Annotated in this window: 8 protein-coding genes; 6 read left to right on the forward strand and 2 right to left on the reverse strand. The window is 60.0% G+C overall.

Annotated elements, in window-relative coordinates; genetic code table 11:
• Positions 1 to 21 precede the first annotated feature (21 nt).
• Together BJF95_RS01810 and BJF95_RS01815 are read right to left on the reverse strand one after the other, a co-directional pair.
• Positions 22 to 4,611, reverse strand: a complete 4,590-nt coding sequence (locus BJF95_RS01810) for a type I polyketide synthase (protein ID WP_245297211.1) — start codon at positions 4,609 to 4,611, stop codon at positions 22 to 24.
• A gap of 34 nt (positions 4,612 to 4,645) precedes the next feature.
• On the reverse strand, positions 4,646 to 6,787 hold the full coding sequence (locus BJF95_RS01815; protein WP_245297212.1) for an AMP-binding protein: 2,142 nt from the start codon (positions 6,785 to 6,787) through the stop codon (positions 4,646 to 4,648).
• Positions 6,788 to 7,226: 439 nt separating this feature from the next.
• Between BJF95_RS01815 and BJF95_RS01820 the strand changes: the two genes are divergently transcribed.
• Genes BJF95_RS01820 through BJF95_RS01845 form a run of 6 tightly spaced genes read left to right on the forward strand, consistent with a single transcriptional unit; the run spans position 7,227 to position 15,387 of the window.
• Positions 7,227 to 11,747: a non-ribosomal peptide synthetase gene (locus BJF95_RS01820; protein ID WP_075637729.1), complete on the forward strand. Its 4,521-nt coding sequence runs from the start codon at positions 7,227 to 7,229 to the stop codon at positions 11,745 to 11,747.
• The gene (locus tag BJF95_RS01825) at positions 11,740 to 12,618 is read left to right on the forward strand and encodes a class I SAM-dependent DNA methyltransferase (RefSeq protein WP_245297213.1); all 879 of its coding nucleotides are present in this window, start codon (positions 11,740 to 11,742) and stop codon (positions 12,616 to 12,618) included. Before BJF95_RS01820 ends, BJF95_RS01825 begins: the two co-directional genes overlap by 8 nt.
• The gene (locus tag BJF95_RS01830) at positions 12,615 to 14,015 is read left to right on the forward strand and encodes an aspartate aminotransferase family protein (RefSeq protein ID WP_075637731.1); all 1,401 of its coding nucleotides are present in this window, start codon (positions 12,615 to 12,617) and stop codon (positions 14,013 to 14,015) included. Before BJF95_RS01825 ends, BJF95_RS01830 begins: the two co-directional genes overlap by 4 nt.
• On the forward strand, positions 14,012 to 14,239 hold the full coding sequence (locus BJF95_RS01835; RefSeq protein WP_075637732.1) for an MbtH family protein: 228 nt from the start codon (positions 14,012 to 14,014) through the stop codon (positions 14,237 to 14,239). The genes BJF95_RS01830 and BJF95_RS01835 overlap by 4 nt, the downstream gene beginning before the upstream one ends.
• Positions 14,240 to 14,251: 12 nt before the next feature.
• Positions 14,252 to 14,830, forward strand: a complete 579-nt coding sequence (locus tag BJF95_RS01840; RefSeq protein ID WP_075637733.1) for a hypothetical protein — start codon at positions 14,252 to 14,254, stop codon at positions 14,828 to 14,830.
• The gene (locus BJF95_RS01845) at positions 14,827 to 15,387 is read left to right on the forward strand and encodes a siderophore biosynthesis protein (protein ID WP_139317366.1); all 561 of its coding nucleotides are present in this window, start codon (positions 14,827 to 14,829) and stop codon (positions 15,385 to 15,387) included. The genes BJF95_RS01840 and BJF95_RS01845 overlap by 4 nt, the downstream gene beginning before the upstream one ends.
• The last annotated feature ends 14 nt before the right edge of the window (positions 15,388 to 15,401 follow it).

Consider the following 15,401-nt stretch of genomic DNA (forward strand, 5'->3'; position numbering starts at 1 on the left):
CGGATGGAAGGCAGGGGACCGTCAGGCCTCCTTGCGGAGCGTCTCTGCCTCAATGTCGTCCAAAAGGGCAGAAAGCTCCGCCTGTTCTTTCAATGCCGCCTCAAGCCGCTCCCGGATAACGGCAGCGATGCCCCCTACGGTCGGCGCATCAAACAGCAGGGCGCGCATGGGCAGCTCAATTGAGAATTGCTTGCGCAACCGCGTCACGACCTGCACGGCAAGCAGGGAATGTCCGCCAAGCTCGAAGAAATTGTCATCGATTCCGATACGCGAAATGCCAAGAAGTTCCCCGATAACAGCCGCCACATCGGTCTCGATGGGATCGCGCGGGGCAATGAACGCGGCCTGCACACGCTCGCGCCCGGCATTGTCCTTTTGATCCACGACCGCGCCGGCTCTTGCTTCTTGCCGTGTTGCCATCATGCGATGCCGCAGATCAAACGGCGTCACGGCAAGCCGGGAGACCTGTGGATGGGCGAGAACCGCCCGGGTTGCCTGCCAGACCTCGTCGGCGTCCATCGCGTCGGTAAGAAAGCCTGTTGCCTCCTCTCGCGTGGTGCCAAAAGGAAGGCATGCATCCCAGGCTATTGCCTGCCAGACCGGACGATGGGTGCCGCACTGTGCATCAACAAAGGCTTCGAGAAAGCTGTTGGCCCCCGCATAGGCGGCAAGACCCGCGCCACCGACCAGCGTCGAGAAGGACGACTGAACAAGCACAAAATCCGGGGCGTGACCGGCAAGCGCCGCTGAGAGAGCGCTCAGGCCATCAACCTTGGTTGCAAACAGGGCGGCAGTGCGCTCCGCTGCGGCCTCCGTGAGTGGGCAGTGATAAACCTCGCCCATGCCTGCTGTGTGGAAAACGCCACGGATCGGGCCAAACGGTGCGGCAAGCGCCTTGAAGCATGCGGCGAGCCAAGCGGCATCAGCGAGATCTCCGCTGAACAGCACGTAGTCCTCTCCCGGTGTGCCAATGCTGCGCAAAGCCCGGATAAAGGCACTGATCGGATGCTTCGGCCCGTGCGAGGCAAGCCATTGCTCCCAATCCGCAGCATTTGGAAGCCCGCCGGGTCCGACGATGACGACCTTCGCGCCCAGTGTTTGAACGAGCGCACGGGCATAGACGAGCGCCAGACCGTCGAGGAGATCGCCTGCGATAAGGTAAGTGGCCCCCGCCGTGAGAGCCGAAACATCGACTGGCTCCGGCAAGCGCGTTGGCACATGGCTCTCCACCCAGCAATAGCCGTTGCGCAGCGCCATCACAGTGCTATCGTCGCGCCAAGGGCGTGACATCTGCTCGGCAAGGCCGTGCACGATGGCACCTTCTGAAGGGGCAAGATCGATGCTTCGGCAGGAGATGCCCGGAATGTCCTGCGGCAGGACGCGGAGCATACCAAGCACCTTGGCCACCTGCGCATCAACGGTCTCTGCGCCGGTCACGGCATGCAGACCGCATGCCAACACAGTCTGAAGTGGCGGGCGGCTCTCACTGGCGATCAAGGCTTTGGCAAGTGCAAAACTGCCGGTGAAAGCGATGTCTGGGGCCGCATTGGTGTCAAGAGAGAAACCATTGACGATCTGGGTCGGTGTTGCATCGTTGGCCGCAAGATCGGCAAGCACTTTGCGATAGTGATCTGGGTCAGTGGGGTCGATGTGATACCTGCCCTCAGCAATCCCGTAGACTGTGTCAGGCTTCACCCGTGTGATCTTGATCTGATCAGGAACCGGACCGATTGCGGCAACAGTCTCCTCACCGCCAAAGATAAGCCAATGCTCGTTACCGCTCGTCGTGAAAGGCTCAAAGGGCGCGCGTTGCCAGACCGGCTGGTAAAACCAATCCTCAATTGATGTGTGCCGGGCGGCTTTGTCGGGGATGGATTCGGTGGGTGCAATCCGCGCAATCGCGTAGGAACTGCGCTGGAAAGGGTAGGTTGGAAGAGGCACGCGGCGACGCAGGCCTACCTCTTTTGCGGCCACAAGTTCGACATCAATACCCGCGATCCAGAGCTCCGCCAATGCCAGCAGCGCGTGGTCGCAGGCATCAAGTGGCACCTTCGCATCAGGCAGCGAGGTGGCAACGCGAAGCTGAGCCTTTCCCTGCTGGCGCGCAAGCCGGGTCAGTGTCGATCCGGGTCCAACTTCAAGAAGAAAAGGAGCTGGCAGTTCAAGCACCCGCGCAAGGCAGGGGCCAAACAGAACAGTCCGGCGCAGATGGGCCACCCAATAGGCCGGGTCAGTCGCCTCCTGTGCCGTCAGCCAATGGCCCGTCAGGTTCGAGACAATGTCAATCTGCGGCGCATTGAGTGTCACCGTGGCGAGCACCTGCGCAAACGCTTCAAGCGCAGGCTCCATCATGAAGCTATGAAAGGCATGGGAGGTTTTCAGCTCATGTCTGCCGATACCGCTGCGATCAAACCGCTCCGCGAGTTCGGCAATTGCCTCTGCCGTGCCCGCCAAAACTGTGCTGCGCGGACCGTTGACAGCGGCCAGTTCCACGTTGGGAGACAGTGATGCGCGCGCCTCCTGTTCCGAGAGCATCACGGAGAGCATGGCACCGGACGGGCAGGCCTGCATCAGCCGCCCGCGGGCAACAACCAGCTTCACCGCATCTTCCAGCGAAAAGACCCCGGCAAGGCAGGCCGCAACATATTCCCCGAGACTGTGACCGACCATGGCCCGTGGCTTGATGCCCTTGGCAAGCCACATCTGCGCCAGCGCGTATTCGACTGCAAAAAGTGCTGGCTGCGTTATCTCTGTGCGGGAAAGCAGCTCTGTCGTTGTGCCATCGCCAAAGATGATGGCCGCGAGGTCAAGTTCGGGCGGCATCAAGCGCAGGCAGGCATCGAAGGCGGTGCGGAATGCTGCATCCGTCTCATACAGCGCCCGCGCCATTCCCGGATATTGTGCACCCTGCCCCGGAAACAGCAGGATCAAACTTGCATCGCCCGCCAGCGGCTCACCCGAAACACAATGGGGGGCCTCACCGCTGCGAATGATATGCGCGGCATCGTCTCTGTTCCTTGCAAGGGCGACAAAGCGATGCTCCATCGCCCGACGGCCCTGCCGGAGCGTATAGGCAATATCGGCGAGCTGCGCGCCATCATCGGTGTCCAGATGATTGGCCAGCGCGTTTCGCATTGCTGCCAGCGCGTCCGGCGTTTTGGCCGAAAGTGGCAAGAGATAAGGCCCGGTGGTGTCCGCTTCGCGGTCGCGAACCGGCGGTTCCTCAACAATCACATGCGCATTCATCCCGCCCATGCCAAAGGCGCTTATGGCTGCGCGACGCTTGCGCAGCTTGGTCACCGGCCATGGCCGCTGCTCGGCAACGATGTCGAAAGGGGTTACGGCCAGATCAAGGGCCGGGTTCGGGCTGGTAAAATTGATGCTGGCAGGCAGGATCTGGTGCTTCAGCGCAAGAACGGTCTTGATCAGCCCTCCCATTCCGGCTGCCACATCCATATGTCCGAGATTGCCCTTCACAGAACCAAGACCGGAGCGGCGGCCCTGGCGTGTCAGCGCATCGCCATACACACTGGACAGCGCACGGATTTCGATGGGATCGCCGAGGGTCGTTGCGGTTCCATGCGCTTCGACGTAATCCACCTCTGAGGCTTCGAGGCGGGCGTCGGCAAGGGCTGCCTCAAGCACCGCCGTTTGCCCGGCAACGCTGGGCGCCGTTAACCCGACCTTTGCGGAGCCGTCGTTGCCGATGGCCGATCCGCTGAGAACAGCATGAATCGTATCTCCGTCAGCAATGGCGTCGCTCAGCCGTTTGAGAACGACAACACCGACGCCATTGGTGAAAACTGTGCCCTCGGCATTGGCATCAAACGGACGGCATGCGCCATCCGGCGAGGCGATGCCTTCGCTCTTGTAGAGATAGCCTTCCGGGCGCGGCTGGCCAATAGCGACAGCACCCGCCAGCGCCATATCCGCCTCACGCGCTAAAAGGCCGCGTGCCGCGAGGTGAAGCGCCACAAGCGCCGTGGCGCAGGTGGCCTGTACGCCAACGGTTGGCCCGGTGAGATCAAGATGATAGGCAACACGCGAGGCAATCATGCCAAGCACATTGCCAAGGCCCGCCTGGATCGGATCTGTTGCGTCCTTGAGCGCCGGATTGGCCTGTATCTGGCTGAAATGATAGTTCAGCGCACCACCGGCATAGACACCGATACGACCGGCATAGGTTGCGCTGTTGTATCCCGCATGGTCGAGAGCATTCGCTGCGCATTCGAGAAAGACGCGATGTTGGGGATCAAGCAATTCCGCATCGCGCGGCGAATATCCGAAGAAGCCGGCATCGAAGCCCGTCGGATCGTCGAAACCACCCCAGACGCGGACATAATCCGGTCGGGTCGCCATCGTGGGATCGACCCCGGCTTCTTGCAATTCTTGATCCGTCACAGAGCGAAGGCCGCTTCGACCTTGCTTTAGAATATCCCAGAATGTGTCGAGATCATCGGCTCCGGGAAAGCGCGCGGCCATGCCGACAATTGCCACACGCTCGTCCTTTTCCCTTTGCACCGCCTCCAGACGCCCACGCGCATCTTTTAAAATCGAGAGGATCTCATCCTGGTCAACCATGTCCGGGGTCGGGGTTTCAACATCAGTCATAGGGTTTCTCTCGTTCAAATTAAGGATGCTGCGTTCAACGAAGCAATGCCTTCAGGGCAGCAAGTTCCGAGGTGATAGCGGAGCGGGCGACAGGGGCAGACGAGGGTGGATTGTGAGCCACAGACCCATTGCTCTGGAGCTTTGCGTCCTGAAGAGGCGCTTTCCCCGCTTGATCGTCTTCGATGAGGCTATAGAGATGATCTGACAGGGCCTGGATGGTCGGATGTTCGAAAATCAGGGTTGGCGGAACCGGCACGCCCAGCTCTCGCTCAATCGTTGCGCCGATATTGACGAGCGCCACAGAATCGAGACCAAGATCAAAGAAGCCAGCGGAATTTGCGGGCAAGTCCCCCTCGCCCAACCGGGCAAGCAGAGCCACCTCCTGCCGCAACAGATGCCGCAGCCCTTCCTTGCGAAGCGCTCTCGGCGATTGCTGAAGCTGGTCACGCCAGCTTCGTTGCTCGGCAAGCGCGGGGGCGCTGAGCACACTCTCTGGCTTTGCATCCCAGCGGGCAACGATGCGCAGATCACCCGTTGCGATACCCTGTCGGCAAGCGAACCGGCGAACTTTGCCACTCGGCGTGCGTGGCAGACTGCTTGGCCGCAACAGCGCGATGACGGCGGCCCTGATGTTGTGATTGCGCGAGACGGCACCGCGCACGGCGCGGATCACATCATCGGCATCAAGATCGCGCAGGCCATCGCGGGTCAGTTCACAAACCACGCCCAATTGCTCCTCGCCATCAATCTCGATGGCAAACACCCCCGCCCGGCCTTGTGCAAGTGCCGGATGGCTGGAAAAGACGGATTGCTCAATATCTTCCGGGTGATGGTTCTGCCCGCGGATGATCACCAGATCTTTCAACCGACCGGTGATGTAGAGCTGCCCATTGCGGCGAAACCCCAGATCGCCGGTGCGGCGCCAACCGCGCAATCCGTCCAGCACCTGATCAAAGGTCTCCGCATTCAGTTGCGTGCGGCCCCAATAGCCAGGCGTCACATTCGGACCCCGGATCCAGATTTCACCGACCGTGCCATCATCCACGCGCCTGCCCGCTTCGGGATCGACAAGCGCAAGGTCAAGCCCCTCGGCAGGGCGGCCGCAGGCGGCAAGAGCGAGCCTATCATACTCGTCGCCATCATCCGTTTCGACGGCAGTCCCGGTTTCGACAAGCGCGTTGCGGCTGACAGACAGGATCAACGGTGGATCGTCGGGACTGTTACCCGATTGGAACAGCGTGGCTTCCGCCTGACCGTAGCAGCAATAAAATGCCTTGCCACGAAAACCATGGGGCGCAAAAGCGGCGGTAAAGCGCTCCAGCGTCTTCGGGCGGATCGGCTCTGCCCCATTATAGGCAATGCGGATTTTGGAGAGATCAAGTCCGGCACCAGCCTGCGGCGAATATTTATCAACGCAGTGCTCGTAGGAAAAATTGGGGCCGCCAATGACGGTGGCGCGCACATGGCTTGCCAGCTCCAGAAAGCGCAGGGGCCTGCGCAGAAACGACGCAGGTGCCATCAGCGCCACCGGAAAGCCGTTGAACAATGGCGACAAGATACCGTCGATCAGCCCCATATCGTGATAATGCGGCAGCCAGCAGGCAGATATGTCGGATGGACCATATTCGAACGCCAAGCTGATCTGCCGCAGGTTGGCGATCAGGTTGCCATGCGTGACCATCACCCCTTTTGGATCGCTCGTCGAACCCGATGTATATTGCAAGAAAGCGACATGCTTTGCCTCTGGCGCATGAAATGGCGTGCCATCATCTTCAAAGACGACTGGGGTTGCAGGATCGGCGGCCTTCGGGGCGAGCGCGAAGCCATGGCCGACGGCCTGTTGCAAGGGGCGAAGAACATCCAGCAGTTCAGCGGTTGAGAGAATTCCGCTTATCCCGGCATCGCGCGCGACATACAACCATCGATTGATTCCATCGTTCCGCCGCGGGGCCGGAACGGGGACGGGAACAGCACCTGCATAAAGACATCCAAAGAAGGCCGCGATGAAACCAAGGCCCGGCGGATAGACCACGAGAATGCGCGCGCCGGGAGCAATAGATCCCGTCTGGGCAATTTCGTCAGCCACAAGCCGCGCCCGGTCACGAAGCATGCGCCAGGTCCAGCAATCCGGCTTTGCCTGCGCTGTCGTAACCGCATCATCGTGGAAAAAACGCATGGCAACATCATCCGCCATATCCCGCGAACGATTCTCAAGCATATGAATTATAGACGTAAAATTCGCCTCACTTTGCGAGATTCGTTGCGTCCAGGACGTATCGTGCACTGCCATCCCCTCCTTGCTGAAGAGCGCCCGCGGAAAATCCGCCCATTGCCAAACATGCCCTTTTGCGTTCACAAAAGGGCATTCAGCCGCTTGAAATTTTGCTGATGGCAATCTGCGTTCGCCATCGAATTGGCACTTGCATATAATTCTTGAATATCTTAGTCAACAATATAAATACCCTTTTGACGACTGCTCAATCAAAATTCACAATCCAAGCTGAGGTTGTAATGATTCTCAAAATAGCTCCGGGTAAAGGCATCTCCGCCACGGCCGTTTCCGCACAAAAGGTGTGTGGACAACAGGTCCGACGTGCTCTGACGGAGGCATGCCGATGACGGCGCTCGAAACGGTAGACGCGCTGCTTTTGCGCCTGTCGGAAAAAGGCATCCGCATCACATGCGTCGATGGACGGCTGCGGCTTTCAGGCTCCGAGAGTGTGCTCACTGAGGACATCACCGATACGATCCGCGCCCGCAAGGCAGAGATCATTGCGACGCTTTCCCGTCCCCAAAACGATCATGACGCGGTAACGAGTGGAACAATCCCTGCCCGTCATGCCGACGCGCCACCGCTGTCCTTTGCCCAGCAGCGCTTGTGGTTTGTCGAGCAGATGATGCCCGATGCTGGCCTTCATCACATTTCGCTTGCCGTCGAGGCACGCGGCAACATCGATTTTTCCGCTTTAAAAGCAGCGCTTCAAAGCGTTGCAGAGCGCCATGCGATCCTGCGCACCCGCATCAATATGCGCGATGGTATTCCCTCTCAACGCATCATCGCCGACAGCGATATTCCGTTGCAATTGATCGACCGGCAGGCTGACAAGCCGGATGAGACGGAAATCGATCGGATACGGCAAGAGGAAGCGCGGCGGCCCTTCAATCTGGCCTTTGAGCCACCGCTGCGCCTGACGGCAATCCGCCTTGGCTCTGAGCAAACGCTGCTCCTTTTGACGCTGCACCACATTGCCGGGGACGGTTGGTCGATGGATGTGCTGCTTGGCGATCTCTCAGCGATCTACAAAGCCAAGGTGTCGGGCATGGATGCGAATCTTCCCATGCTTCCCATCCAGTACGGCGACTTCGCCGCATGGCAACGCGACCATCTGGCAGGCCCGGCGCTTGAGCAATCTTTAGCGTTTTGGACCAATCATCTAGAAGCGCCGCTTCCCGCCACGCAATTACCGGGGGATTTCATACGGCCACCTGTTCAGGCCAATGCCGGAGCCTTACATGCCATCGCCTTCGATGCCAACACGACGGCCCGGCTGAAAGCACTTGCGAAAGCAGAAGGTGCCACCCTCTTCGCCACACTGTTTACGGCCTTCAACACCCTTGTCTATCGCTATACCGGGCAAAGAGATCTGGTGATTGGCACGCCCGTGGCTAACCGTCGCCACCGGGAAACGGAAGGATTGATTGGCCTGTTTGTTAATCCGCTGCCGGTCCGCACACGACTTTCTCCTGCTGCGAGCTTCCGCGAGGCGCTGCGCCAGACGCAGGCGACCCTCTGGTCAGTGCTTGACCATCAAGACTTGCCTTTTGAGCAATTGGTGGAAGCAATGAAGCCAGAGCGCGACCCCAGCGTCCATCCGCTTTTCCAGCTGAAATTCCAGCTCGATGCTCAACCTTCACAGAGGGTGGGACTGTCGGGCCTTACGCTGACCCGCCTGCCACGGCACGACGGTGTTGCGAAACTCGATCTCAGCCTCAACCTGATCGATGCCGGAAGCACAATCCATGGCACTTTCGAATATGACGCAGCGCTTTTCCGCCCTGAGACAATCGCGTCTCTTGCCGCCCATTTCGGCGTGCTGATCGAGGAGATTGCCCGCGAGCCGGAGACGGGCCTTGCTGCTCTTCCCTTGCTTGGAGCAGAGGAGCGTGACTGCCAGATCGTTGGCTGGAATGCGACGGCAACACCTTTTGATGAGAAAGCCTTCTTCCACACCGTGTTTGAAGCTCATGCGGCCCGCACACCAGATGCAATCGCGCTTGTTCATGTCATTGATGGCGAGCGACATACGCTGACCTATGGCGCGCTGAACCAGCGCGCCAACCAGATCGCGCACCATCTGCGCGGTCTCGGTGCCGGTCCGGAAACCATCGTTGCCATCGCGCTTGAGCGCAGTTTCGACATGATTGCTGCCTGGCTCGGCGTGCTCAAGTCTGGTGCTGCCTATCTGCCGCTTGATTCGGCCTATCCGCCCGAGCGCCTCGCCATGATGCTCTCAGATTCCAAAGCCCGTTTGGTTTTGACCGAGAGCCGCCGGACATTGCCGGAGACAGTGACCCGCATCGATCTCGATACAGATTGGCCGCAGGATGAAATGACGGGCAATCCTGATCTCGTCAGCCGGCCCGATCACCTTGCCTATATCATCTACACCTCGGGATCGACCGGGCGTCCAAAAGGCGTGCTCGTCGAGCACAGGGGCCTCGTCAACCTGACAGAGCACAAGATTCGCATTGGCGGGGTGAAGCCGGGCGATTGTGTGCTCCAGTTTTTCTCCTTCTCGTTTGATGCCTCGATTCCAGAACTCGTCATGGCACTCGGCGCAGGCGCGTCACTGCTGCTGTTACCCGCCGGCGAGCTTCTGCCCGGACCAGCGCTTGCCGAACATTTGAAAACGGAAGCTGTAACGCATGTGACAATGACACCGTCTGCGCTTATCGCGCTGCCAGCGGACGATTATCCAGCGCTGCGCATGGTGCTGACCGGTGGCGAAGCGCCAACGCCCGAATTGATCGAGCGTTGGGGAACCGGGCGGCTGTTCATCAACGCCTATGGCCCGACGGAAACCACAGTCAATGCCAGCATGGTGCCTTGCGGCAATGGCCATCCTATGGAGGCGAGCTTGCTGCCAGCTGCCAACAAGCAACTCTATGTGCTGGATGACAATCTGGAGCCGGTTCCGATCAATCAACCGGGCGAACTGCATATTGGCGGGCTCGGCATTGCGCGCGGCTATCACGGTCGCCCGGCCCTGACCGCCGAGCGCTTCGTGCCCGATCCATTTTCCGCAACAGGCGGCGTGCTCTACCGCACAGGCGACCGTGCCTGCCAGCTGGCGGATGGCCGCATCCGGGTTCTTGGCCGCCTCGATGATCAGGTGAAAATCCGCGGCTATCGCATTGAGCCGGGTGAAATCGAGGCCATGGTGCTGACGCATCCCACAACCGCGGCAGCTGCAGTGGCGATCCACGAGATCGATGGTGAAAAGCGCATCATTGCCTATGGCGTTGCCAAGGATGCAACCACTGTCACAGCACTGGACATGAAGGCATTTCTTGCTGCACGTCTGCCCCGCTACCTCGTGCCGGACGCCTTCCTTTGGCTCGATCGCTTGCCACTCACGGTCAATGGAAAGATCGACACCAAGGCGTTACCGCTTCCCGATCTGGCGCAACAGGCTGGCCGTGCGCCGGAAGGAGAGATGGAAAAAGCAATTGCTGCGATCTTTGCGCAGATTCTTGGGTGCTCGCCTGTTTCGGCCACCGATGATTTCTTCGCAATCGGCGGTCACTCGCTGCTGGCCACACGGCTATCGGCGCTTGCCAAATCGGCGTTCGGCCTCGACATCGCCATCGTCGATCTCTTCGAAGCACCGACGGTCGAAGCGCTGGCGGCAAGAGTGAGCAACCGAAACAACAGCCTCATGCCGGAAGTGCAGATGTGCAGGGCCGATACCGAGCTTGATGCGGCCATCCGCATTCCAGCGCAGATTGTGTCTACTCATCCTTCGAGCCATGTATTTCTCACCGGAGCGACAGGCTTTCTGGGCGCATATCTGCTCAGCGAACTGCTCAAAGACAAGTCTCGCACGGTCTCCTGCCTCGTTCGAGGTGTGACCGGTGCGGATCGCCTGCGCCAATCGCTTCAATCCTACGGCCTGTGGCGGGATGACCTTTTAGCGCGCATCAGACCGCTGCCGGGCGATCTCTCACAACAAAAATTCGGGCTTTCTGATGCCACCTACACTGCGCTCGGTGAAAGTGTCGAGGCCGTCATCCACAATGGTGCGGAGGTTCATCATCTCCATCCCTATGAACGGCTTCGCGCGAGCAATGTTGGCGGCACGGTCGAGGCGATCCGGCTGGCGGCGGCAGGCCGAGGGCGGCCCCTGCATCTCGTCTCCTCGCTCAGTGCACTTACACGGCGAGGCTCTGGCGAAGCGATCACAGAAAGCGCTTCGATCCGGGACTTTCCCCTGCCAGTTGGCGGATATAACCAGACCAAATGGGTTGCAGAGCATCTTGTGGAGACTGCCAAGCAGCGCGGCCTTCCGGTGACAATCTATCGCCCTGGCGCGATTTCGGGCGATAGCCGCACTGGAACCTTCAACAAAGCCGACATTCTGTGCCGGCTCATGCAGGGCTATCTGCGCTCAGGGCTTGCACCAGAGGGTGACACCCCGCTGGAAATGCTGCCGGTGGACACTGTCGCCCAAGCGATCATTGCCCTTGCCGACAAGCCCTCATCGATCAGTCAGACCTTCCATCTGGTTCACTCCTCGCCGGTCTCGTCCTCGCTGCTTTTTGAGGCCGCCGCTGCAGAAGGGCTCCACCTGAAACGCATTCCCCGGCTGGAATGGCGTGCCGAGTTGGATCGCATTGCGCGGGAAGAGACCGATCATCCGCTTTACCCGCTGATGGGCCTTTTTGAGCAAACACCTGCCACTTCATCACAAGGCGCAACCCGCACCGTTGAGCGCAGTGAAACACATCGCGCGCTTGCGCTCGCATCCATTGTCGAGCCAGCGCTCGATCTTCGCCTTTTTCGCTCCTATCTGCGCGCTTTCATTCTCAATGGCGCGCTCAACCCTTCCACAGAAAATGAGCAGAGATATGCTTGAACAAGCAAGCAAATACGATCACTGGGCCTGGCTTTACAACCGCACTCTTGGCCCCCGATACGGTGCCTATAAGATCGGCCCGATCGAACGGGTGGTGCTGCCGCATGTGCCAACTGGCGGCGCTATTCTGGATCTGTGCTGCGGCACCGGCCAGCTCGCGGCCGCTCTCTCGGAGCGCGGCTTTGCAGTCACTGGCCTCGACGGCTCTGCCGATATGCTGCGCTATGCCCGCGAAAACGCCCCGTCCGTGACCTTCATTGAGGGCGATGCCTGCAATTTCGCCTTTGAGAAGCCCTTTGACGCGGTTCTCTGCACCAGCGCCTCGCTCAATCACATGCAAAGCCTCAAGGATCTGGTCGCCGTGTTTTCGAGCGTCAGCCGCGCGCTGAAGCCGGGTGGTATCTTCGTGTTCGACGTCAACCATCCGGCCCAGATGTCGCGCTATTGGCACGGCCATCCAACAGAGGGCGAGATCAACACCGACTTCGCCTGGCTGATTACCCCGCACTATGATTCCGCTGAGAGCCTGGGTGCCTTCACTGTCGATATCTACCGTCGTCCCGATGCCCATCCCGTTTCCATGCTGGATCGGCTGTTCACTCGATTAATGAGGTTCCGGCGTATCCGCCTAGCACTCCTCTCCCACTTCAGCCGCTTGCGACCTCAATGGGAGCATCACTCGGTCGTCAACCAAATCTGGGGGCACGATCTCGACACCATGTCACACGCGCTGCAGGAGAGCGGCTTTTCCACGGATTTGCGCAGCACGCAGGGCGGGCCGGTCGATGACAGCCATGCCGCCTATTTCTTCTGCCGGAAAGTCACCACGTCCGAAATACAGGCGGAGACCACAAAGGAGACCGCCCTATGAATGCGCTGACGAACAATCCAACACCCGTTCAGGCGGCAGCCACCATCATCGCCGCCTTCAACAGCAAAACGGAAAAGTCGAAGGCGGCGGGCGCGCAGAACCGGCGCGTGTTGGCTGATAAATCCGCAATCGGTGTGCCCTTCTCGCTGATGGCCAAGGAGGCGCTCTACCCGATTGTGGTCGAGCGGGCGGAGGGAACCGCACTGCACGATATCGACGGCAATCGCTATATTGATGTGCTGATGGGAATGGGCATCAACCTTTTTGGCCACAACCCGCTCTTCATCCGAGAAGCGATCGAAGCTCAGCTTGCCAAGGGTTTTGCGCTCGGGCCACAATCCGATCTGGCAGGCGAGTCTGCCGCGCTCTTTTGCGCGCTGACGGGCAAGGAAAGAGTAACCTTCACCAACACCGGCACCGAAGCCGTGATGACCGCGCTGCGGCTGGCACGCGCGGCGACCGGCAGACGGAAGGTTGCGATGTTCATCGGCTCCTATCATGGCCATTCGGATCAGGTTCTCAACCGCATTGCTGGCCCCGATGACGAGCGCACCGTGCCCGCCTTTCCCGGCATTTCGCCCGCAACGGCAGAAGATGTGGTGTTGCTGCCCTATAACGACCCGCGCGCATTGGAAATCCTTGAACGGGATGGCGAAACCTTTGCTGCCGTGCTGGTCGAGCCGGTGCAGAGCCGCAATATCGACATCCAGCCCCGCGCCTTTCTCCACGCACTGCGCGATGTCACGCAGCGGACGGGCACAATCCTGATCTTCGATGAGATGATCAGCGGCTTTCGCGTCGCCCCCGGCGGTGCGCAGCAACATTTCGAAGTCGAGGCGGATCTGGCGACCTATGGCAAGATTGCCGGGGGTGGCTTGCCGCTGGCGCTGATTGCGGGCAGCAACCGATTGATGAACCATATCGACGGCGGCCCCTGGTCTTTCGGGGACCAATCTGTACCTCCAGCCCAACCGACCTTTTTTGCCGGCACCTATTGCCGGCATCCCTTAGCGCTTGCAGCCGCGCGCGCCGCCGCGACATATATGCTCCAGCAGGGCCGGTCTTTGCAGGATGGCCTCAATGCTCGCACGCGCAGCCTTGTGGAGCGCCTCAATGCATCGCTTGCGGCAGCGCGGCTTCCCGTCGTCTTCACCCAGTTCGGCTCCTTCTTCTCGATTGCGGTCAACCGCAGCCGCATTCCACCGCTGGCGCTGGGATTGCTGTCACTCGAACTCCTCACCGCTGGCATTCATCTGCGCAGCGGCGACAGGGGCGGTTTTCTTTCCACTGCCCATTCAGATGGCGACATCACAGCCATCCACGATGCCTTCCTGAACGGGCTGCAATCGCTTGCAGGTTTCGGCCTCATCCCCCTCTCCGACGGAACAACACCATGAGCAACCAGGACCAAAATACCGATTTTCCACACCGCGTCGTCATCAGCGATGAGGAGCGATACTCGATCTGGCCGACCTACAAGGCCATCCCACTTGGCTGGCGCGATGGTGGCTTCGAGGGATCAAAACAAGCCTGCCTCGACCATATCGCGGCGGTCTGGACCGACATGCGCCCGCTTTCGCTCCGTCGCCAGATCGACGGCGACCCATCCGTCAACCGGTAAGGAGATGCAGCCTTGAACCAGTATCAACGCGCCCTCGACCCGGATGTCGCAAGCGAGGAAAGCCGCCCAGTCGAAACACCGGTTCGCGGCCAGATAACCCTGAAACAGGTCAAGGCATCCGCTCCGATGGAGGCACCGGCGGATGATAGCTGGCTTGATCTTCCGCTTCCTGACGGGCTGCCCGCAGAAGCGCAGCTCAGCGATGGCGAGAAACGCCGCATGCATGGCGTGCTTTCCGGTCTGCTTGAGGCGATTGCGCTCGATCATCGCGACAGTCCCGCCCGGTTGGATGCGCTGCTGACTGAACTGGGCAAGGCGGCAGACGAAAGGCCAAAAATCGACACAGAGGGGCTGCCGCTCACCCCCTTTCAGGCGACGGACTATGACCGCTATTTCCGCGTCAATCGTCAGTCTGCGGAAGAACCCGCTGTCGCCATGGTGCGTAGCCTTGTCCAGACAGTGCGCGCCGTCACGCAGCTTTTTGCCCGCAGCCCGGAACTTCCCGTGATCCACGTCCGCCACCAGATGGAAGGCTTTGAAAGCCACGCGCATCTGCTTGCCCGGACCTTCGGTCTGGAGCCGCTGCGATGATGGCCGTCAGCCCTCCGTCTCCCTATGCGATCTGGCGGGAGTTTCACTGGGCATTCTTTTTGAACGTTCAGGGGCTCATCGTTTCCCTTCGCCGGTTCCAGCTATCAATGGAGCGCGGCCAGCTGGCCGCTGCCGAGCAGGAGCTTGAGACCGCCTCGACACTGCTTATTTCCTCGGCTGCGTCCATGGAACTCGCCGCGAGTTTTCCGAAAGACGTCTACGAGACGACGGTGCGCGCCTCGATGACCCAGCCACATGTGCAATCGGACGATTTCAGCGGCCTGATGTCTTGGGACCATGCCGTTCTGATCAGCGTCTGGCGGGACCTTCGCCCGATTTTTGAAACGCTGCCGAATGAGCTCGCCGCCGCGCATTCCGGGTTTATTGCGGCCTATAAATATCTTGCCGAGAGCCATGCAGGCGTCTGCTCGCGCTTCGTGGACAGCGGAAGCCTGCGCTTCGAGGACCGCAATGCCGTCGATACGCTGCGCCGCTTTGAACGCGGACGGCTCGGCCTGATCGACCCCAAGGGCAAAGGTTGCCCGTTTCATTCCTGAGCGTACCACCAGAA

The organism is Rhizobium oryziradicis (genome assembly GCF_001939045.1).
Classification (GTDB): Bacteria; Pseudomonadota; Alphaproteobacteria; order Rhizobiales; family Rhizobiaceae; genus Allorhizobium; species Allorhizobium oryziradicis.

Excerpts from the sequence above, each read along its gene's own strand:
- BJF95_RS01810 (WP_245297211.1), bottom strand. The coding sequence starts at position 4,611 with ATGACTGATGTTGAAACCCCGACCCCGGACATGGTTGACCAGGATGAG.
- BJF95_RS01815 (WP_245297212.1), bottom strand. The coding sequence starts at position 6,787 with ATGCGTTTTTTCCACGATGATGCGGTTACGACAGCGCAGGCAAAGCCG.
- BJF95_RS01820 (WP_075637729.1), top strand. The coding sequence starts at position 7,227 with ATGACGGCGCTCGAAACGGTAGACGCGCTGCTTTTGCGCCTGTCGGAA.
- BJF95_RS01825 (WP_245297213.1), top strand. The coding sequence starts at position 11,740 with ATGCTTGAACAAGCAAGCAAATACGATCACTGGGCCTGGCTTTACAAC.
- BJF95_RS01830 (WP_075637731.1), top strand. The coding sequence starts at position 12,615 with ATGAATGCGCTGACGAACAATCCAACACCCGTTCAGGCGGCAGCCACC.
- BJF95_RS01835 (WP_075637732.1), top strand. The coding sequence starts at position 14,012 with ATGAGCAACCAGGACCAAAATACCGATTTTCCACACCGCGTCGTCATC.
- BJF95_RS01845 (WP_139317366.1), top strand. The coding sequence starts at position 14,827 with ATGATGGCCGTCAGCCCTCCGTCTCCCTATGCGATCTGGCGGGAGTTT.